We start from the raw sequence: 19,523 nt of genomic DNA on the forward strand, positions 1-19,523 counted from the left end.
CGGGAAACAAGAAGGGGGCGCCACGACGCCCCCTTTCACCCCTGCCGCTTCTGCATGTCGGCCGACGGTGATCTAGAGGCCGCCTCCCAGGCCATGGACGTAGACGGCAAGTTGCTTGAGCGTCACGTCGTCCAGCTTTTCGGACCAGGCCTGCATCATGCCGTGGCGCGGGCGGTTGATCTGGGCGGTGATGGCCTCTAGCGTGCCCTCGTAGAGCCAGATCTTGTCGGTGAGGTCGGGCCCACCGAGTTCGGTCATGCCGCCCCCGGTCTCGCCGTGGCAGGCGGCGCAATTGTCGGCGAACAACTGTGCCGCCTCCGGCGTCGCTGCACCGCCCTCGACCCCGGCCAGGTTCGCAACGTAGCCTGCAAGCGCCTCGAGCGAGGCGGTGTCGAGCAATTCGTCCGCGCCGAAATTGGGCATGAGGTTGAAGCGCGTGTCCGGATCGGTCGGCGAACGCACCCCATGGGCGATGGTGAGGTAGACCTCTTCGATCGTGCCGCCCCAGATCCAGGAATCGTCATTGAGGTTGGGATAGCCCGGGCTGCCTGCAGCTCCGGTGCCATGGCACTGCGAGCAGTTGACCTTGAAGGCTGACGCACCGGCGGCCGTGGCGAAACGCGCGAGTTCTGGATCCGCCAGCACCTGATCGACCGGCAGTTCGGCAATGCGGGCCACTGTCACCGCATTGGCCGTGTCCACTGCCGCCATGGTATCGGCGAATTCGGCACGGCTCGAATATCCCAGCACGCCCGTCGTTGCCGAACTCAGCAATGGCCAGGCCGGATAGAAGACCGTGTAAGCCACGGCCCAGATGATCGTGCCGTAGAAGGTCCATAGCCACCAGCGCGGCAGAGGATTGTTCAGCTCCTTGATGCCGTCCCACTCGTGTCCGGTTGTCTCCACGCCACTCATCTCGTCGACGGGCTTGCTGTGATCCGGTTTGGTGTCGTTCTTGCTCATTACATGTCCCCCCGCTCGTCATTGCGCAGTGGAATGAGGGCGGCCTGCCGGGCGCTTTCGCGGGCGCCCGGACGCAGCATGAAGGCGCCGACGGCCAGGAAGATCGCGAAGAGGTAAAGCAGGCCCCAGGAATCGGCGAAGTGCCGCATGGTTTCGTAGCTCATCATTTCGGTCTCACCTGTAGTTGGCTTCGGCCTGGTAGCTGTCGAAGTCGACCAGCGTACCCAGCATTTGCAGATAGGCGACCAGGGCATCCATCTCCGTGATCTCCATGGCATTGCCGTCAAAATCGCCGACAACGGCCTTGGGATAGCGCTCGAGCAGGGCCGAGGTGTCGGCATCGGTCGTCGCCTGGGCAATGAGGTCGAGGCTGGCAGCCTCGATCATCTCGGGCGAGTACGGCACCCCGACCGTGGCATTGGCCCGGAGCATGCCGCCTATAGTGTCGAAATCCAGCGCGGCCTGCCCCAGGAAGGCGTAGCTGGGCATCACCGACTCCGGCACCACCGAACGAGGGTCGGTCAGGTGCTGCACCTGCCATTCGTTGGAGTAGCGGCCGCCGACGCGGGCCAGATCCGGCCCGGTGCGCTTGGAGCCCCACTGGAAGGGGTGGTCGTACATGGACTCCGCGGCCAGCGAGTAGTGGCCGTAGCGCTCCACTTCGTCGCGGAACGGCCGGATCATCTGGCTGTGGCAGACGTAGCAGCCTTCGCGGATATAGATGTCGCGTCCGACCAGCTCGAGCGGCGAATAGGGACGCATCCCCTCCACCTTTTCGATTGTGTTCTGGAAGTAGAACAGCGGCGCGACCTCGACGATGCCGCCAATGCAGACCACCAGCAGCGAACCGACAAGCAGCAGGGAGGCATTGCGCTCGATAACGCCATGTTTTTCAATGAGGGACAAAGCGTTCTCCTACTCTGCCGGTTGCATCTGGACGGAAACGGGCATGGGCTTCTCGGTACGCACCCGCCCGGCAATGGTCATGGCGATGTTGAAGGCCATCACCAGCGCACCGGCCAGGTAGAGCGTGCCGCCTATGGCGCGCATGATGTAGTAGGGGTGCAGTGCCGCCACCGTTTCGGCGAAGGAATAGACCAGGAAGCCCTGGCTATCGTATTCGCGCCACATCAGGCCCTGCATGATGCCGGCCACCCACATGACGGCGGCGTAGATGACGATGCCAAGCGTCGCCAGCCAGAAGTGCCAGTTGATCATGCGCAGCGAATAGAGGCGTTCGCGGCCCCACAGCTTGGGTACCATGAAGTAGATGGCGCCGAAGCTGATCATGCCCACCCAGCCTAGGGCACCCGAATGCACGTGGCCGATGGTCCAGTCGGTATAGTGGCTGAGCCCGTTGACCGCCTTGATCGACATGACCGGCCCTTCAAAGGTCGACATGCCATAGAAGGCGACGGCGATGACCATCATGCGGATGATCGGATCGGTGCGCATCTTGTCCCAGGCGCCGCGCAGGGTCAGCAGGCCGTTGATCATGCCGCCCCAGCTGGGCATCCACAGCACGATCGAGAACACCATGCCCAGCGTCTGCGCCCAATCGGGCAGAGCGGTATAGTGCAGGTGATGCGGGCCGGCCCAGATATAGAGGAAGATCAGGGCCCAGAAGTGGATGATCGAGAGCCGGTAGGAGTAGACCGGCCGCTGCGCCTGCTTGGGCATGTAGTAATACATCATGCCGAGGAAGCCTGCGGTGAGGAAGAAGCCCACCGCGTTGTGGCCATACCACCACTGCGTCAGCGCATCCTGCACGCCCGAAAACAGCGAGTAGCTCCGCGACCCGAAGGGCGACACGGGAACGGCCAGGTTGTTGACCACATGCAGCAGCGCGACCGTGACGATGAAGGCCAAGTAGAACCAGTTGGCCACGTAGATATGGGGTTCCTTGCGCTTGAGCAGCGTGCCCAGGAACACGATCAGGTAGGCGACCCAGACAATCGTCAGCCAGATGTCGACATACCATTCAGGCTCGGCATATTCGCGGCTCTGGGTGATGCCCAAGAGGTAGCCGGTCGCGGCCATCAGGATAAAAAGCTGGTAGCCCCAGAACACGAACCAGGGCAGGTCGCCGCCGAACAGTCGTGCCCGGCAGGTGCGTTGCACCACGTAAAAGCTGGTCGTCACCAGTGCCGTCCCGCCAAAGGCAAAGATCACCGCGCTGGTATGGAGCGGGCGCAGTCGGCCGAAGTTGAGCCAAGGGCCGAAGTTGAGCTCCGGAAAGGCCAGTTGTGTGGCCACCAGAACGCCAACGAGGAAGCCGACGATCCCCCAGAACATCGTCATGATCGTGCCGATTCTGATCGGTCCGTCCATGTAGCCCGGCTCGGCCTCCGCCACCGCAGCCGGCTGCGGCAGGCGTATGGCGACGATCGTAGCCACCCCCAGCACGAAGCTCAAAATGCCCATGTGAATCCGGAAGGGGTCATCGACCGCCAACCCGGATAGCGTGACAGCCAGGAAGGTTCCTGCTGCCAGTCCAATGATCCAACCCGTGTATCTCACGACGCCCCCTTGAAGATTCGGCCGGTCATCGGGCTGACCAGCACCTTGGGCTTACCGTCACGGCCGCACGTCCACTTTGACATTTGTCAATGTGAGGACGGCACGCACGAATAAGTCTGCATGTGTTTTCCTAGGGAGGTTCGCATGCTGGAAAGATTGGACAGATCGGTCCTGCGCGAGATGGTGCTGGGGCACAATGAGCAGTTGGGGCTCTGCAAGACGCTAGAGCGAATTGCCGATGCTCTGCCGCATGACCTTGACCCCCAAACATGCAAGGAGGCCGCTGGCGCGATCCATCGCGTCATGACCCGGGTCGCTATGGTCGAACAGGACCTCATCAGTCGGCAACTGGCGGAGGGCGGCTCCGTTTTGGCAGTCAATTTGGCCCCCACGATCGCGCGTCTGCGACGAGAAAACGCTGAAGATCTCAGCTATGCCGAAGAGCTGCAGGAAACCCTGCGAGACTACGGGACCGACAAACCCAGCGTATCGATCGATGCCCTGGGCTACATGCTGCGCGGCTTCTTTGAATCGCGCCGCCGCCGGATCGCCCTGGAACGGGAAATCCTCGACGCTCTCGCGCCACCACCACAATGATCTCCTCGCCGCTGATCTGGGGCCTGCTGCTCGGGCTGGGCTCCAGCCTGCATTGCGCCGGTATGTGCGGCCCGATTGGGTGCTCGCTTTTGTCGCTCGGCCCCGAGACGGAGTCCCGACAGGCGCTGCTCCTGCGCGTAGCTCTGATGCAAGTGGGGCGGATTGCCGCCTATGTCCTGCTCGGTTTGGCAGTGGGGCTTGCGGGGGCAGGCATGCTGGTGACCTGGGATCTGACGCCGGTTCACCAGGCGCTGCAATGGGCCGCGGCATCCGTCGTAGTCTGGCTTGGCCTGGCCACCGCCGGCCTCGTGCCATCCATGGCCATCGCCGATCGAGCCCTGATACCGATCGCGCAGGGCGTTGCGCGCCTGCGCTTATCGCTTTCGGGTGGGGGACCCGAGCTGGCTCTACTGGGTGGCATGGTCTGGGGCATTACGCCCTGCGCCATGGTCTATACGGCACTGTTCAATTCCCTGCTGACCGGAGATGCCGCGGACGGCGCGCTACTGATGCTGGCCTTCGGCCTGGGCACCATCCCCGCCGTCATTGCGTCCTCACTGGCTCTATATGGCGCACGCCGCATGCCCAGGCCGGGGCGACAGGCTGCCGGACTGCTCATGGTTGGTGCTGGCGTCCTCGCCTTGGCACTCACGGTCCCCGGCAGCCCGCTCTGCCTTACGAGCCCCGGCTAATCGGCGATCCAACGCAAAATGATGACCGCCAAAGCGGGTCAATGCGCCATCAAAACCGGGATTCTGGCATGCTGCAGCACGGTTCTGGTAGCGCCGCCGAGGACCCATTCGCGGAAGCGGGAATGGCCAAAGGCGCCCATCACCAGGAGCTGGGTGGCGGTCATGTCGATCTCATTGAGCAGCGCCTCTCCCACATCCCGGAAGCCGGTAATCCGGCGCGCCTCGACTGAGACACCGTGGCGGCTGAGATAGCGGCCGACATCTGCGCCCAGCTCGACGCTGTCCCTCGCGGGCGTGGTTCCATTTTCCACCATGGCCACGATGACACGCTGAGCCGAAGCCAGCAGGGGAATTGCTTCCGCCATGGCGCGCGCTGCCTCCCGCGTGTTGTTCCAGGCGACCATCGCAGTGTCGAGCCGCATAGTTTCGGGTTGGCCGGGTGGAACCAACAGGCAGGCGCGGCCGGCTCGGAACAGCACTTGCTCCTCAGCCGCCGCGAACCGGCTCCATTCCTGATCGGGGCGTGTCCCCACGAACAGATCAGCAAGCCTTGCTGCGTCCGATAGAACCTGCCCATTAGCACCCGCCTGGCATTCGACCGTCCTCAGGTCGAACCGAATGTCGAGGGCCGACATGGTCTGCCGAAGCCGGTCGGCAGCGACAACCGCATCGGCCCGACTGCTCTCATAGGCGTCGGCGAAATAAGCCGCCGCACCTTCACTAAGGACTTGCGGTTCGGGCAGCGTGCTGACCAGCAGGCCGGTGAGGTGCGCATCGAAGCGACGCGCCACACTGGCCGCCGCATTGAGCCGGCCGTCGTCCGAAGCCGTTCCGTCGAGATGGACAAGTATGGTCTTGAGCATGGCTGCCTCCATTTGTACCGCCAATTCTTGCAGTCCTGGACGCCTCGCAACTTGATCAAACGCAAGATCGCGTCACTTTTCACGTGACGCTGGCGGGAAAAGCCCGGTCAAGTTGACATGTGTCAAAGAAGCCCGCTCCGCCACGCAGGAAAAGGGCACCAAGAGGCGCGAATGGATCGCATCTCGATCCAGGAGAACATCATGAGCATCGTCCAGGCCGCGCTGTCGGCACTGCTGCTTGCACTCGCTACCCCCGCGCTTGCGGCAAATTTTGAAGTTCAGATGCTCAATAAGGGACCCGATGGTACAGCCATGGTATTTGAGCCGGCTCTGGTTCGGGTGGCTGTCGGCGACACGGTCACCTTTGTGCCAACCGACAAAGGCCACAATGCCGAAACGATCAAGGATATCCTGCCTGAAGGGGCCGAGGCCTTCAAGGGCGCCCTGGGCAAGGAAGTCGTCGTGACCTTTACGGTCGAAGGCATATACGGCGTCAAATGCTCCCCCCACTTTGCCATGGGCATGGTCGCAGCTATCGTCGTGGGCGAGGCGGTCAGCACTGACGCTGCACTAGCGGCCAACCTCCCCGGCAAGGCACGCGAACGCCTCGAGGCTGCCCTGACTGCCGCAGGCCTTTAGTGCAGAACTGCTGACCGGCGATGACCCCGATATTGGGTGCGGCGACGTGCAGGCGCCCTGGCCTAACTGCGCTCCCGTCGATTGTGACGACCCAGGGCCGTGTCGTGCGTGTCCGAAGCGACCCGGGCCGGTTATGGACGTCCCACGTCCTGAATTTCCGGTTTCATCAGGTTTTCCGCCAGCAGCAGCCATTGGCAGCCGGTCCGCTTTCAGGTGGCCTACGACCCCATTTCTGACGTTCAGGCGTAGGTTTATTTTCACAAGGGCTGACGATCCGCTCAAGCGCCCGCGAGGTCGCAAAGGGCTGGATTCCGGTTCAATTAACTCAAGATCGTCAAGAGCTTCATCAGCGACATCTTCGGAACAAGCGAGGCGCGAACTTCGTGCGCCCGGCCCGTGCAATCCTGGCATTCCGTTGGCATGCAAGTGACAGCCGAGCCTGCGCCCTCTGCTCGTTCTCTCGCGGTCCCGGCCAAGCGTCGGTAACTATGACGACAATCAGTAACTGCCGTCGCCGTGCCTGCAATTTTCTGTGGCTGACCCCAAGAGCGCCGATATGCGGCTGGCTCAAAGGGGCAGGGAACAGGTCCAGAAGTGCCTTGGCGCCCGTGGCCGGTATCGGCGGACTGAACTGCAGCGGCGAGTTTGAGCCCGTCCCTGCCACCCTGGCCGTTTGAGCAATTCGACGCTTGGCTAACCCGCGGTCATCGCAAGCATTTTCACCCGATTTCGACCTTGCTCCTTTGCCTCATAAAGACGTTGATCTGCATGATGAAAAAGCTCGTCGAAGGCGACATGGCAGACGAAACTGGTGCCTCCCACACTCACGGAAAGTGGTACTGAGGTGCCCTGCGGTCGAAAGTCTACCGCTGCGATCGATGAGCGGATGCGTTCCGCGATACCGAGGGCATCATTTCTGCTGGAACTCGGCAAGAACACCCCGAACTCCTCGCCGCCAATCCTACCGACCAGATCAACGTCTCTAACCGACGCCTTTATGGAGTGTGCAATCAGCCTGAGGGCCGCGTCACCGCGCGCGTGCCCGAACCTGTCGTTGATCTTCTTGAAATGGTCCACGTCCACCACCAACAGCGCCCCGGACTCTAGCAATTGAGATGCGCGCACTTTGGCAAGATAGGTGTCTACGATCAGGGTGAAGGCACCCCGATTTAGCACCTGGGTAAGGCTGTCTGTGCTGGCCAGTATGGTGAGTTCATGCTTGGCGATTGCGAGCTCGCGCAACTTCATCATGAGAAACGAGAGCATTGGCGCCGCCAGCGCGATCGGCAGGAGGATATCCACCAGAACTGCGCGAAAGCGAGCCGCCTCATCAAGTTGGGAGAAGGTGAAACTGTCGACAAAGAGCGCCGCCGACACGCAAAGGAACGTGCCAGAGAGGGTGACCACGATCACTCGTCCCCAACCGCGGGCCGACAAATTCCAAGCGCGGCGCATCCACTCGTATCCTGATTGGTTAAACAGTCTTTACCGATGACGCCCTCTGAGAATGGAGCCTCCGGGTTAAGGAAGCCCTCTGTTCCTGGGGCGCAATTGATTGCTCGATTTGGCGCGGTCAGTGCCTGCTGCATGCGCCGCCAGTTGCATCCGGAGGCCGATGGGCTTGCCGACAGACTTCATGTCTTCAATATGAAGGTCTATAAGGTCGCCAAGATTGATATCCCCTCAACTCTTTTGGCGCCGGATATCCGAGCGTACAATGGCCAACTTGTGCACGTTTATCGCCTTGAAAAAATAGTCAAAAACCATGATAAATCAAGCTCGTAGGTTCTCCGTGGCGCCCATGATCGACTGGACGGACCGGCACTGCCGCTACCTCCATCGGCTGCTCACGCGCGAAGCTCTGCTGTTCACCGAGATGATCACCGCCGCCGCCATCGTCCACGGCGACGCCGATCGCCATCTTCGCCTCAACGTGGAAGAACACCCCGTGGCGCTGCAACTGGGCGGCTCCGATCCGGCGGAACTGGCCAAGGCGACCCGCGTTGCCGAAGCCTATGACTATGCCGAGATCAACCTCAACGTCGGCTGTCCCTCCGACCGCGTGCAGTCCGGTCGCTTCGGCGCCTGCCTCATGGCCGAGCCCGACCTCGTGGCCGATTGCGTCCGTGCCATGCGCGACGCCACCGATCGTCCGATCACGGTCAAGTGCCGCATCGGCATCGACGATCAGGATACCGAGGAGAGCCTCGATCGCTTCGCCGACGCCATGGTCGGTGCTGGCGTCGATGCGCTCTATGTCCACGCCCGCAAGGCCTGGCTCAAGGGCCTGAGCCCCAAGGAAAACCGCACGATTCCGCCGCTCGACTACGACCGCGTGCATCGCCTGCGCGCGCGCCTCACGCCGCTGCCGGTGATGATCAATGGCGGCCTCGAAACGCTGGAGGCCGCCGAGGCCGAAATGGCGCATATGGATGGCGTTATGCTGGGTCGTGCCGCCTACAACAATCCGATGTTGCTGGCCGAAGTCGACGCCCGGTTCTTCGGCAAGGCCACCCAAGCGCCAACCCTCGAAGCGGTCATGCAGACCATGGCCGCCTATGCCGACCGCGAGGCCGCCAGCGGCACTCGCATCAACAACATCGCGCGCCACATGCTCGGCCTGGCCAACGGTCTCCCCGGTGCCCGCCAGTTCCGCCAGATCCTGAGCGTCGACGCCTGCAAGCCCGGCGCCGATTCAAGCGTGATGCTGCGGGCCCTCGAGGCGGTCAACCGTCCGCGTCTGGCAGAGGCCAGCTAGCCTCGGCTGGCCCAGTAATCGGCCTGTAGCGCGGTCGCTTCGTCCTCCAGCAGTGGCCCAACGACCTCCGTCGCCCGCTGGCCTGCCGCGAACACCACCTCGCATGGCAGGTCGAGCGTCGGGTTCTCCGGGTTGTCGCCCGTCATCGCCTTGAGGCCGCGCTCGGTCTGGCCGTAGACCACCCGGCCAATGCCCGCCCAATAGATCGCCCCGGCGCACATCGCACAGGGCTCGGCAGAGGTGTAAAGAGTGCACCCGGCCAGCGTTTCGAGGCTGTAGGCCTTGCCCGCTCGCGTCGCCAGGAGCTTTTCGGCATGCGCCGTCCGGTCATGTCCTTCCGCCGAAAAGCCATTGCCTTGTTCCATCAGCACCTTGCCATTGGCATCGGCCAGCAAAGCCCCGAATGGATGGTCGCCCTCGTCGCGCGAGCGCAATGCAACCGCGAAGGCCTGCCGCAACAAGGCTTCGTCATCTGGACGGCTGGGCATGGTTCAGTCCACGAGTTCGAGCGAATTCTGCGTCACGCTATAGCGGCTGAGCGTTTCGAGATAGGTCATTCCGAGGAGGCTCATATCGAGCGCATTGTCCTCGGCCACGAAGGCAACGATGCCCTTCCGCCCGATGCCGCCGACATCCATCCGCTCGATCCGCACCCGCGCCGCCCGGCCGGTGCCATTGGCGGTCGAAACCGGAATGGTGAAGTTCAGCGCCGCCGTATCGATTCCCGCCGCCTCCGCATCCTCGATGGTCAGCACCACTGCGCTGGCGCCCGTATCGAAGATCATCGGCGTCGTGTGGCCGTTCACTGTGGCGTTGATCTCGAAATGGCCGCCAACGCCGCGGCGGAACGTGGCTGTGCCGGTGCTCGCATCGACCATGGCCACCCCCGGCTGCAACTCGCCCATCACCCGGCCGGTCATGCCGACTATTTCGTCCCGATAGGCATAGGTCACCATCGCGACCCCGAAAATGCCCACCCAGAGCAAGATGCTGGTGAGCAATTCGCCAAGCTTGCGCCGTCGCGTGAACAGGCCGCCTGCAAGGAGGATCAGGATGACCAGCAGCGGGATGATTTGCGCCGTCTGGTTCTGCGTCAGCCCGACCAGGCTGCCGGCATCGCCACTGATCAGCAGGGCGAGACCAATTGCAATGACAAGCGCTATGCCGATGAAGATCATGGTGTCGCGCTCACGTCCTGGTTCATGTCTTCGATAAAGGCACCGTCGACGGCAATTTCAAGGCCTCACACAAACGGCAACAGCGGGGTCAGCACCGCGATCTCGACCAGCGCGCCCAACGCACCGATCAAATCGCCAGTTTGCCCCCCGACGAGTCGGTTGCACAGGGCCGTCCATCCGGCAATCACCGCCACAGCCAGCAACAGCGCAAAACCAAGCGCCACTAGGCTCGTCGGCGGTCCCGCCAGCACAAACAGCAGAATCGTCGCGAACACTGCACCCACGGCAAAGTTCCCGCCTTTCAACCGTCCCGCCGTTGCCGAAGCCCCGTCGCTTCGCGCCGTCGGTAACGCGACGGCCACCCACAGTGCTCCCGACCGTCCGACGATGTTGGCCGCCAGCCAGACCGCTCCCGCCGCCAGGGGATTGATCGCGGCCATCGTGCCCAGCGCCATCACCCGCAGCACAATGAATAGGCTCAACGCCGCCACCCCATAGGTGCCGTGTCGGCTGTCCTTCATGATTTCCAGTCGCCGCTCGACACTATGTCCGCCAAACAGCCCATCCACCGCATCGGCCAGCGCATCCTCGGCCATCGCTCCGCTGGCAACCACCATGGCCGCCACTGCCAATGCCGCTGCGAAATAGCTGGGCAGTCCGATCAGCGTGCCGCCGATCAGCAGCAGCGCCGGGCCAATGCCGATTGCGATGCTGGCCAGCGGCAGCGCCATGGCGATGCGACCCAAGTTCGGCTTCTGATGCGGCGATGACCCGGTGGGCAGCCGCGAAAAGAACCGCAGCGCCATGATGAAATCGTCTTTTAGCCCGACGCCCTCGGGCGTCGGCGCGGGGCGGCTTGCCTCCAGCGCCTCGGCTCCGATCGCGTCCCTGGGTTGCTCGTCGGTCAATTGCTTTTGGCCTCGTTTTCCGCAACAAGTCCCGACCTTCCTACCACAGCCTCCCGGATGCGCCATGCCTTCGCTTAACCCCGCCTATGCCGACGTTCTTGAGCTTTTGACCATCGTTCCTGATGGCGACGAAGCAGCAGTGGCGGCCGTTCGTGCCCGCGATTCGCAGCTGACCAAGCCTGCTGGCTCGCTCGGCGCACTCGAAGGTCTGGTGGAATTTCTCGCCCGCTGGCAGGGCAGGGCGCAGCCTCGTCTCGACAATCCCATGGTCACGATCTTTGCCGGCAATCACGGCGTCACCGATCAGGGCGTGTCGGCTTTCCCGCGCGAAGTCACCGCGCAGATGGTGGCCAATTTCACCAATGGCGGCGCTGCCATTTCGCAGATTTGCGCCCTGCACGAAATCAACCTGCGCGTATTCGAGTTGGCGCTGGAACTGCCCACTGGCGACATCACGCAGGAGCCTGCGCTCGACGACAAGATGTGCGCCGCCACCATTGCCTACGGCATGGAGGCCATCGCCGGTAAGCCGGACCTGATCTGCATCGGCGAGATGGGCATCGGCAATACCACCGTCGCTGCAGCCATCTACGCTGCACTTTATGGCGGCACCGGCGCCGACTGGGTCGGCCGTGGCACCGGTGTTGACAATGCGGGCCTGAATCGCAAAGCCGATGCCGTCGATCGCGCTCTCACCCGCCATGCCGGCACCCTCGACCATCCGCTGGCCATCCTCGCCCGCGTCGGTGGACGCGAAATCGCCGCCATGCTCGGCGCCTTGCTGGCTGCCCGCCACCAGAAGGTCCCGGTTATTATCGACGGCTTCGTCGCCACCTCGGCCGCCGCCATCGCCCACGCCGTTAACCCGGCGGCGATCAATCACTGCATCTTCGCCCACGTCTCGGCCGAGTCGGCCCACGCCCGCGCGCTGACCGCTATGGGGCAGAAAGGCTTGCTCGATCTGGGCATGCGCCTGGGCGAAGGCAGTGGCGCTGCCCTGGCCGCCGTCCTGGCCAAGACCGCGCTGCATCTCCACAACAACATGGCAACCTTCGAAAGCGCCGCCGTGAGCGGCAAAGAGGGGTAAGCCTAAGCGCCCTTCGGCACCATGATGCGCCCCAGCTCGCGCACCAGGCTTGTTTCCACCTTGCCCGCCTGCGCCATGGCATGGAGGATCATCATGGATTGCGTCGGGCTCTTGGGTTCCTTGTAGCTGCGCCGTTCGATCAGCGCTGCGTAGATATCGCAGATCGTGATGATGCGTGTCAGGTCGCCGATTTCGCTGGCCACCAGCCCGTCCGGGTAGCCCGATCCATCCAGATATTCGTGGTGGTGCCGTACGCTGCCCACCGCATCGGTGGCCACGCTGCTCCGCGCCGTCAGGTAGTCGAATCCCGTCACCGGATGCTGGCGTAGCACCGCCATTTCCACATCGGTCAGCGCGCTCGGCTTGTCGAGGATTTCGATCGGCACAGCCGCCTTGCCGATATCATGCAACAGCCCCGCCACCGTCAGGCGCACCACGTCGCGCTTGGCCATGCCCAGCTTGCTGCCGAAGGTTGCCGCGACCCCGGTCACCAGCATGCAATGCTGGAACGTGCCGATATGATAGCCCTTGACCGTCGCCAGCCAATCATCAAATCCCAGCCCGCTGACGGCATCGGCGATACGGCCGCTGGCATCGATAATGCTGTCCGTGTCGAGTTGGGCATCCGCCGTCAGACAGGCAAAGCTCTGGTCCAGTGCCGCCACGCCGGCGTCTATCGACTGCATCAGCGCCTCGTCGTCGAGACCCACCGTCTTGATGCCAAAATGCTTGTGCAGTGCCGCATTCATCTCGGCCACCGTAGCCGGTCGCGGCAACAGGCTATCCGCGCCAAGCACATTGGCATGCACCACTGTCAAGCGGCTGTTAGGATCGACCAGAAAGATGCGGCAACCGCGCCCGCGGCGTGCCAGCGATCCCTTGAGCTTGCGAATATTGTCGACTCGGCGCAGATCGATGTCGAAGACGATGCTGGGATCGCTGTCGAGCAGGTTGGCTTTGAACTCGTCGAGCCCGACTGTTTCCGCGCCGAGGCCTTTGGCCGTGTCCTGATGAGCAGCGGACGCGGGCCTGTCTGTTACCAGCAATACTGCGCCGCGACCTTGTCTACCGACCACTATCGTCTCCGTCTATCAGGCCGACAATGGGTCCGGAAACATTTCCGCATGACTAATAAGTACGAGTGTGGAGCAAATTAACCGGCTTCCGAGAAGATTTGCAGGCGGTTCTTCTTCTCAACCACTGGCGCCAGCGCATCCATGACCCGGGCGCGGGGGAATGTGGCAATCACTTCTGTGCCGAAGCGCAGCTTGCTGAACAGGTCGAACCGCCCCTGATGCAGTTCCATGATCTTCTGCACGATCGGCAGACCCAGGCCGGCGCCCTGTTCGGCGGTCTTCTGCGCCAGCGAGCCCTGTCCGAACGAAGACAGCACCGTCTCGATCTCATCCTCTGGAATGCCCGGCCCGTTGTCCTTGACCGACACCATCTGCCCGCCATCGCCGCTGCGCGTCACCACCAGAATGACCTTGCCATGTTGCGGCGTGAACTTGATGGCGTTGCTGAGCAGGTTGAGCACCACCTGGCGGATGGCGCGCTCGTCGCCCCACAGCTTGGGCAGGTTGTCGCCGACGCTATAGATCAGGTCGATGCCCTTGGCCTTGGCGCGCAGCTCCATCATGCGGCGGCAGTCCTCGGCGATATCGACCAGCGACACCACTTCCTCGTTCAGCTCATACTTGCCCGCCTCGATACGGCTCAGGTCGAGCAGTTCGTTGATCAGGTTGAGCAGATGTTGCCCGCTGCTATGGATATCCCCGGCATATTCCTTGTACTGGGGCACCTGGTGCGGTCCCAGCAGTTCCGATTTCAGCACTTCCGAAAAACCGATAATGGCGTTGAGCGGCGTGCGCAGTTCGTGGCTCATCGTGGCGAGGAACTGCGACTTGGCAATATTGGCCTGCTCGGCATGGCGGCGCGCCTCGTCCGACATATGCCGCGCCTCTTCCAGCTCGTTGATCAGCGCATCCTTTTCGCCCTGATGCGTAATCGTCTCGAGCTCCGATGCGTGCAACTGCCGCGCCAGATAGACGAAGAAGATTTCGCCACACACCGCCACCGCTGCCAGCGTGTAGTTGAGCGTGCCACCCAGTGCGATCAGGTTGGCCGACACCGTCAGCGTCACCGGCATCGTGCTAACCAGCGTCGCCGGGGGCAGGGTGTGCGTCGCCACCGCATTGGCAGCCACCGCCACCAGCACCATGGCAAACATCACCGGCGTCAATGTCTCGGGATTGGCCACCAGCGTAAACAGTGCCAGAAGCGACCAGGCCAGCCCCAGCACCGTCTCTCCGGCGACAAAGCTGGTTGTCCACTGCCCGGCATTGAATTTGCTTGGATCGCTGGTCTTGAACCGCTGCGCCATCAGCACCACGATCAGCATGCTGAGCAGCACGGCTCCGGCCCAGAGCGCGGTGAAGACCGGCGGCACCCAGAATGTCGCGACGATGGCGAGAATGGCGACGATCGCCGCCATGGGCAGCGCAGCACTCAGCCGGGAATCGGCATAGTCGTGCATCAGTTCGAAATCGAAGGAGGCGCGGGTTCCTGAACTCGAGGTCAACCGCTGGCGCGCATCGAGCACCGTCTTTTGTGCCGCGCGTTTGCCGTCGCGTCCCATCTGCGAACGGACGTCATCGGTGACAGCCGGCTGGGACGCCATGGGGAACTCGTTACTCGTTACTAGATAGTGCGAACCGGAAACGCATTCGCTACGCTACTGGCAAAACACTACGGGCGGCGTAGTTAACGGGTGGTGAAATCCTGCGTCGATACCAGTACCGAACCAGCATCTTTTCCGGTCGCCGCGGCGCGCTGCTCGCGATTGTCGTTTTGGGCGTGCTGGCACTGGTCGCGGCGCGTCTCGATCCGCCCCCGCCACCTGTGTCCGGCACCGCACGGGCCAGCGACGGCGACAGCTTCCGGCTGGGCGACGACCGGGTGCGCCTGCTGGGCCTCGACGCCCCGGAACTGGCGCAGCAATGCCTTGGTGCCGACGGCCTCCAATGGCCCTGCGGCCGAGCCGCCCGCGATCGGATGGCGGCTTTGCTGGCAAGCGGCAATGTCGACTGCATCCCTCAAGACAAGGATCAATACGACCGCCTGCTGGCCCGCTGCACCATCGACAAAAGCGACCTCGGTGCAACCATGGTGGCCGAGGGTCTGGCGGTCTCGTCCGGCGACTACTGGCGCGAGGAACAGGCGGCGCGTGCTGCCCGGCTCGGCATCTGGGCCGGCGGCTTCGATCGCCCCGCCGACTGGCGCGAGGATCACCCTCGTCCGCAAGGCGTATTGGGTTGGTTCGGACTTTAGGTTAAGACAGGGTTAGAAACGGCCGTCGCACTTCGTTGGCGCAAGATTATTGCTAAGGTCGGTGGAATGTGGCAGTTATTTCGCCGAAATCTTGGATGGTTTTGCCCATTCTTAGAAATCTGATCTCGCGGGGGCGATATGGCATTGGACAAGATCGACAGGAAAATTCTGACCCTTCTGCAGAAGGATGCGACCATGCCGGTGGCCGAAATCGGTCGCAAGGTTGGCCTTTCGACCACCCCCTGCTGGCGCCGTATCCAGAAGATGGAAGAGGATGGCGTCATTCAGCGCCGTGTCGCTGTGCTCGACCCGGCAAAGGTCAATGTCGGTGTCACCGTCTTCGTTTCGGTCAAGACCAACGAGCATAACGAAGCCTGGATGCGCAAATTCTCCGGCGTCATTGACGAGTTCCCCGAAGTCGTCGAATTTTACCGCATGAGCGGCGACGTCGACTACCTGATGCGCGTCGTCGTGCCCGACATCCACGCCTATGACAGCTTCTACAAAAAGCTCATCGGCAAGATCAACCTCACTGACGTCAGCTCCGCTTTCGCCATGGGCCAGATCAAGTACACCACTGCCTTGCCGCTCGATTTCGCCATTGTCGTCGATGACGACAAGTAAAGTTCAGTTTGAGGGGACACGACGTCATGCTTCTCGGCTTTGAACATATCGGCATGACGTCCCGCAATCTCGACCGGACCATTGCCTTTTATTGCGACCTGCTTGATCTCAAGCTGGCCCTGCGCCTGAAAACCGATCGGGGCGAGCAGGCCTTTCTTGACACCGGTAGCGGCATGCTTGAGGTCGGTTGTCCTGTGGCCCAGGTTTCGCGCTCACGCGATGTTCCTCCGCACGAAGCCGGCATGCGTCACCTGACCTTTGCCTACGATGACGTCGATGCCATGGTCGAGCGGTTGCAGGCCGCAGGCGTCGAGATTCTCGAAGGTCCGCGCCCTGCCGTTTACACCGAGGTGATCAAACGCGTCGCCTTCGTCCGCGATCCCGATGGCATCATTGTAGAATTGGTCGAGCGCGCCGACGGCCGCTGACGTTGCCGCGAGGTTATGTCGATGGGTTCTTTGGCTTTCGCGGGGGCTTAGCCGGTACCGCGTTCTTTAGTTCAGTTACATCAGTTCTGAGAACGAAGTTGCGATGCACGAATGCTTCGATGATCTGCAGCATAGTGTCTAGTTGATCTGAAGAGGGGCGCCAACCTCGGTGGGCCGACGCATTCCCTGCTTCTGTCATTACGGATAGAGCATCTCGCTCTGTTGCGCCCGCAAAACCCTTGTCTACCAACTGAGTGAGTTTCTCGGAGAAAGTCAAACTGGAGTCGATCCCGAGAAGCTCCGACCCGCGATCGAATGTTGTACGCACGCCGATTGCCGCCAACACCGCTAAGTCTATGTCGAGTGCTGAATATACGTCATTGAGGAGCTTGTAGAGATCCGTGTCCACCGCTGGGAGGCGCTCTAGCCAATTTGGTCTAGGGCGCTTGTTCGGTGCGGGCCAGTGCTTCACATCGTGCTCGTAGTCGTACTCCTCCTCGCCAGTCTCTGGATTCTGCGAGTAAAACATATCTTCCGAGAAGACACGGTCAGTTTGGTGGTAGATAGCATCACATCCGCGACATTTTAGAATGCGATGGTCAATCGAAACCCAAATTCCATCGCGTATGTCGCTCGAATACTCGTTGTAGTGTCCGACTGTATCGGCCCACTTTTCGTCGCCGCAAGTAGGGCAATGCCCCTTGATGGGCTTAGTTTCGCTAACTTTGGTCACCTTGCTCCTCCAGCGGCAAGGAATAGGTGATCTGCGTTGCTAATGGCAATGGTAAGAAGTACGTGTTTGTTGCACAGACTTCTGTCCGTTCCTGGCCTGCCTGGTAACCAGCTTATCGACTCGGCAACGCCCAAGCCGACGACCCAGTCTGCGACGTGGCCAAATGCCTCTTCTGCTCCGAGCACGAAGCCCCCGGCAGCGCGCAGCCCATCCTTGAGGGCTGCGGCCCCATCGACCACCCAGACCCCACCTCGGCCCTGAGCTTCTACACGCTGCTCCACCGCGTCATCATGTGGTGGTTCCTCCGTCACATCGGCGTCCTGCCAACGCCCGATGCGCCCAGTGACATCATGGACGACCTGCGCCAGATGGCTACCCGCTAGGCGACCTGATCGGTGGCAGCCTCCCGTCGCCCAAACTGCCGGAACCCTGGATGCAGCAGCGGCGCCAGCGTGGCCGTAAGATAGACCAACGTGGCGATCCATAGCCCGCCATTGAGGCCGATGCCGCTGATCCACAGGCCGCCCAGTACGCCGCCGAACGGCATGAGCGACCAGGCCAGCGCCCCGATCAGTGCCGTCACCCGGCCCACCAGGGCCTTCGGAATGCGCTCGAACATCAGCGCCCCGATGATCGGGTTGAGAAACCCTGCCGAGAAGCCACTGATCGCCACCACCGCGAAGATCGCCGGCAGCGGCAGGCCCAGTGCCAGTACCGCGAAAAACGGCGGTGCCGAGAACAGAAAAGCGATGACGTAGACGGTCAGCCGCGGCAGGCGGCTGCCGATGGCGGCCGCCAGGGCCGACCCGGCGATCGAGGTGCCCGAATAGGCCGCCAGGATCGCCCCCAGCATCGACGCATCATAGCCATGGCTCTTGACCCAGACCGGCAGCATCACCCCCGCCGACGCCTGGTCGATCAGGTTGGTCACTGCCACCATCATCACTATGCCCACCAGCACGGGGTCGCGCCGCAGGAACTGCCAGCCTTCAGCCAGCCTCCGGCCGTACCTCGATGGTTGTCCTTCCGGCGCTGCCGCAGCCACCAGCGGGATAGCCACGGCCACGACTACAGCCGTCAGTGCAAAGGCCACCGCGTTGAAGATCAGCGCCTCCGCTGGTCCCATAAGCGCAATCAGCGCCCCTGCCGCGGCGGCGCCCACCGTTCCGGCCAGCCGCTCGATGGCGCCGGTTATCCCGGTCACCCGCTCCAGCGGTACGCCGGCCAACCGTGCTATCTCTGGCACCATTGCGCCTTTTGCGGCGTCCGACGGCCCGCGCAGCGCGCCAATCACCGCCAGTAGCACCAGCAGCAGCGGCATCGTCAGCAGGTCCATCAAATGCAGCACCGGCACGGTGCCTATCGCCAGTGCGGAGGCCGTGTCGCACCAGATGGCCACGCGCTTGGGCCCGGTTCTGTCGATGACTGGCCCGCCAAGCCCCTTGGCCAGCACATAGGGCAGCAGTTCGGCCAGGGCCACCAGCCCGGTCAGCACGGGGTCGCCCGTCGTGGTCAGCACCAGCCAGGGCACGGCAATGGTGGAGAGACGCGTTCCCGCCAACGACAGCACCTGCGCCGCAGCAAGCGCGACAAGCGGCTTCATTTGCTGGGATCCTGCATGGGAAAGCTATGCAGCATGACGGTGAAAGGTCTGACACCCTCCGGCAGGGGATCGCCAAGCTTGGGCGCCGCCGCCATCGCCTCCCACAGCAGCGCCCCTATGCGCTCCGTCAGAGCCCTGGCCGCGTCTGCCGTGAGCGGCATGGTGAAGTCGCTCATATCCGAAGCGGCGCGCCAATCGGGCGACAACTGGCTATAGCCCTCAACTGCACGCTGCATCTGCGCCACCTGGCCGCTGAGCGCAGCCTGGGTGAAGGCCAGGCCCGCCTCGAGCGCCGCGCCCTGCGCATGCGCCGTATCCACGCTGGTCGTTTCATGCCGCGCTTTCCACCAGCGGTCCCGGCGCGTGCCCCGGCCTTCGTCCTCCTCGATAAAGCCATGCCGCGCCAGCTGCCGCAGGTGGTAGCTGGTGTCGCCACTATTGAGCCCCAGCCGCGCCGCAAGCGCTGTGGCAGTCGCCGGCCCCTCCATGCGCAACAGCCCCAGCATGCGCACCCGCACAGGATGCGTCAGCGCCTTGAGCGCTTCGGTGTCGGGAACGATCCGGCTGATACTGCGAGGTGTGGTCATGGCTGAACTCCTC

24 protein-coding genes are annotated in these 19,523 nt (G+C 62.7%); 10 read left to right on the top strand and 14 right to left on the bottom strand.

Annotated features, from left to right (window positions below; genetic code table 11):
* Positions 1–72: 72 nt before the first annotated feature.
* Genes ccoP through ccoN form a run of 4 tightly spaced genes read right to left on the bottom strand, consistent with a single transcriptional unit; the run spans position 73 to position 3,483 of the window.
* Positions 73–963 (bottom strand): cytochrome-c oxidase, cbb3-type subunit III, encoded by an 891-nt coding sequence (gene ccoP, locus IM737_RS19620; protein ID WP_236896982.1) that lies wholly within the window; start codon positions 961–963, stop codon positions 73–75.
* On the bottom strand, positions 963–1,130 hold the full coding sequence (locus IM737_RS19625; protein WP_236896984.1) for a cbb3-type cytochrome c oxidase subunit 3: 168 nt from the start codon (positions 1,128–1,130) through the stop codon (positions 963–965). Before IM737_RS19625 ends, ccoP begins: the two co-directional genes overlap by 1 nt.
* Before the next feature lie 7 nt (positions 1,131–1,137).
* Complete coding sequence (gene ccoO, locus IM737_RS19630; protein WP_236896986.1) at positions 1,138–1,869, bottom strand: cytochrome-c oxidase, cbb3-type subunit II; 732 nt, start codon at positions 1,867–1,869, stop codon at positions 1,138–1,140.
* Between the two features lie 9 nt (positions 1,870–1,878).
* Complete coding sequence (ccoN, locus tag IM737_RS19635; RefSeq protein WP_236896988.1) at positions 1,879–3,483, bottom strand: cytochrome-c oxidase, cbb3-type subunit I; 1,605 nt, start codon at positions 3,481–3,483, stop codon at positions 1,879–1,881.
* A 144-nt stretch (positions 3,484–3,627) separates the two neighbouring features.
* On the opposite strand from ccoN, the gene IM737_RS19640 reads away from it, so the two are divergent.
* Together IM737_RS19640 and IM737_RS19645 are read left to right on the top strand one after the other, a co-directional pair.
* Positions 3,628–4,080, top strand: a complete 453-nt coding sequence (locus IM737_RS19640; protein WP_236896990.1) for a hemerythrin domain-containing protein — start codon at positions 3,628–3,630, stop codon at positions 4,078–4,080.
* Positions 4,077–4,772, top strand: coding sequence for a sulfite exporter TauE/SafE family protein (locus IM737_RS19645; protein WP_236896992.1), 696 nt, complete (start codon positions 4,077–4,079; stop codon positions 4,770–4,772). Before IM737_RS19640 ends, IM737_RS19645 begins: the two co-directional genes overlap by 4 nt.
* A 38-nt stretch (positions 4,773–4,810) precedes the next feature.
* Here IM737_RS19645 and IM737_RS19650 read toward each other — a convergent pair whose 3' ends face one another.
* A complete protein-coding gene (locus tag IM737_RS19650; protein ID WP_236896994.1) occupies positions 4,811–5,635 on the bottom strand; it encodes a universal stress protein in 825 nt (274 codons plus the stop codon).
* A gap of 171 nt (positions 5,636–5,806) precedes the next feature.
* Between IM737_RS19650 and IM737_RS19655 the strand changes: the two genes are divergently transcribed.
* Entirely contained in the window at positions 5,807–6,274 is a 468-nt protein-coding gene (locus IM737_RS19655; RefSeq protein ID WP_442874150.1) for a pseudoazurin, read from the top strand.
* A gap of 693 nt (positions 6,275–6,967) precedes the next feature.
* Here the strand turns inward: IM737_RS19655 and IM737_RS19660 are convergent.
* Positions 6,968–7,729 carry a GGDEF domain-containing protein gene (locus tag IM737_RS19660; RefSeq protein WP_236896996.1) on the bottom strand — a complete coding sequence of 254 codons (762 nt, stop codon included), beginning with the start codon at positions 7,727–7,729 and terminating at the stop codon, positions 6,968–6,970.
* A gap of 132 nt (positions 7,730–7,861) precedes the next feature.
* Between IM737_RS19660 and IM737_RS19665 the strand changes: the two genes are divergently transcribed.
* Positions 7,862–8,059: a hypothetical protein gene (locus IM737_RS19665; protein WP_236896998.1), complete on the top strand. Its 198-nt coding sequence runs from the start codon at positions 7,862–7,864 to the stop codon at positions 8,057–8,059.
* 16 nt (positions 8,060–8,075) lie between these two features.
* Positions 8,076–9,032, top strand: coding sequence for a tRNA dihydrouridine(20/20a) synthase DusA (gene dusA / locus IM737_RS19670; RefSeq protein ID WP_236897000.1), 957 nt, complete (start codon positions 8,076–8,078; stop codon positions 9,030–9,032).
* On the opposite strand, the gene IM737_RS19675 is transcribed toward dusA, so the two are convergent.
* The 3 genes from IM737_RS19675 to IM737_RS19685 form a co-directional block, all read right to left on the bottom strand.
* Positions 9,029–9,520, bottom strand: a complete 492-nt coding sequence (locus tag IM737_RS19675; RefSeq protein ID WP_236897003.1) for a nucleoside deaminase — start codon at positions 9,518–9,520, stop codon at positions 9,029–9,031. The genes dusA and IM737_RS19675 overlap by 4 nt on opposite strands.
* 3 nt (positions 9,521–9,523) lie before the next feature.
* Positions 9,524–10,210, bottom strand: coding sequence for a retropepsin-like aspartic protease family protein (locus tag IM737_RS19680; RefSeq protein ID WP_236897006.1), 687 nt, complete (start codon positions 10,208–10,210; stop codon positions 9,524–9,526).
* 65 nt (positions 10,211–10,275) lie between these two features.
* Positions 10,276–11,118, bottom strand: coding sequence for an adenosylcobinamide-GDP ribazoletransferase (locus IM737_RS19685; protein ID WP_236897008.1), 843 nt, complete (start codon positions 11,116–11,118; stop codon positions 10,276–10,278).
* A 64-nt stretch (positions 11,119–11,182) separates the two neighbouring features.
* On the opposite strand from IM737_RS19685, the gene cobT reads away from it, so the two are divergent.
* The gene (gene cobT, locus IM737_RS19690; protein ID WP_236897011.1) at positions 11,183–12,205 is read left to right on the top strand and encodes a nicotinate-nucleotide--dimethylbenzimidazole phosphoribosyltransferase; all 1,023 of its coding nucleotides are present in this window, start codon (positions 11,183–11,185) and stop codon (positions 12,203–12,205) included.
* A gap of 2 nt (positions 12,206–12,207) precedes the next feature.
* On the opposite strand, the gene IM737_RS19695 is transcribed toward cobT, so the two are convergent.
* Both IM737_RS19695 and IM737_RS19700 read right to left on the bottom strand, forming a co-directional pair.
* Positions 12,208–13,281, bottom strand: coding sequence for an HD-GYP domain-containing protein (locus IM737_RS19695; RefSeq protein ID WP_236897013.1), 1,074 nt, complete (start codon positions 13,279–13,281; stop codon positions 12,208–12,210).
* A gap of 77 nt (positions 13,282–13,358) precedes the next feature.
* Positions 13,359–14,885, bottom strand: a complete 1,527-nt coding sequence (locus IM737_RS19700; protein WP_236897015.1) for a sensor histidine kinase — start codon at positions 14,883–14,885, stop codon at positions 13,359–13,361.
* 176 nt (positions 14,886–15,061) lie between these two features.
* On the opposite strand from IM737_RS19700, the gene IM737_RS19705 reads away from it, so the two are divergent.
* The 3 genes from IM737_RS19705 (at position 15,062) to IM737_RS19715 (ending at position 16,587) form a co-directional block, all read left to right on the top strand.
* Positions 15,062–15,535, top strand: a complete 474-nt coding sequence (locus IM737_RS19705) for a thermonuclease family protein (protein ID WP_236899974.1) — start codon at positions 15,062–15,064, stop codon at positions 15,533–15,535.
* A 144-nt stretch (positions 15,536–15,679) separates the two neighbouring features.
* The gene (locus IM737_RS19710; RefSeq protein WP_236899975.1) at positions 15,680–16,159 is read left to right on the top strand and encodes an Lrp/AsnC family transcriptional regulator; all 480 of its coding nucleotides are present in this window, start codon (positions 15,680–15,682) and stop codon (positions 16,157–16,159) included.
* A 26-nt stretch (positions 16,160–16,185) separates the two neighbouring features.
* Complete coding sequence (locus tag IM737_RS19715; protein WP_236897017.1) at positions 16,186–16,587, top strand: VOC family protein; 402 nt, start codon at positions 16,186–16,188, stop codon at positions 16,585–16,587.
* A 13-nt stretch (positions 16,588–16,600) separates the two neighbouring features.
* On the opposite strand, the gene IM737_RS19720 is transcribed toward IM737_RS19715, so the two are convergent.
* On the bottom strand, positions 16,601–17,320 hold the full coding sequence (locus IM737_RS19720; RefSeq protein ID WP_236897019.1) for a DUF4145 domain-containing protein: 720 nt from the start codon (positions 17,318–17,320) through the stop codon (positions 16,601–16,603).
* A 155-nt stretch (positions 17,321–17,475) separates the two neighbouring features.
* On the opposite strand from IM737_RS19720, the gene IM737_RS19725 reads away from it, so the two are divergent.
* Positions 17,476–17,703, top strand: a complete 228-nt coding sequence (locus IM737_RS19725; protein WP_236897021.1) for a hypothetical protein — start codon at positions 17,476–17,478, stop codon at positions 17,701–17,703.
* Here IM737_RS19725 and IM737_RS19730 read toward each other — a convergent pair.
* Complete coding sequence (locus IM737_RS19730; protein WP_236897023.1) at positions 17,700–18,923, bottom strand: MFS transporter; 1,224 nt, start codon at positions 18,921–18,923, stop codon at positions 17,700–17,702. The two genes, IM737_RS19725 and IM737_RS19730, sit on opposite strands and share 4 nt — an antisense overlap.
* Positions 18,920–19,510, bottom strand: a complete 591-nt coding sequence (locus IM737_RS19735; protein WP_236897025.1) for a winged helix-turn-helix domain-containing protein — start codon at positions 19,508–19,510, stop codon at positions 18,920–18,922. Before IM737_RS19735 ends, IM737_RS19730 begins: the two co-directional genes overlap by 4 nt.
* Positions 19,511–19,523: the final 13 nt, after the last annotated feature.

The organism is Devosia sp. SL43, assembly GCF_021729885.1.
Classification (GTDB): domain Bacteria; phylum Pseudomonadota; class Alphaproteobacteria; order Rhizobiales; family Devosiaceae; genus Devosia.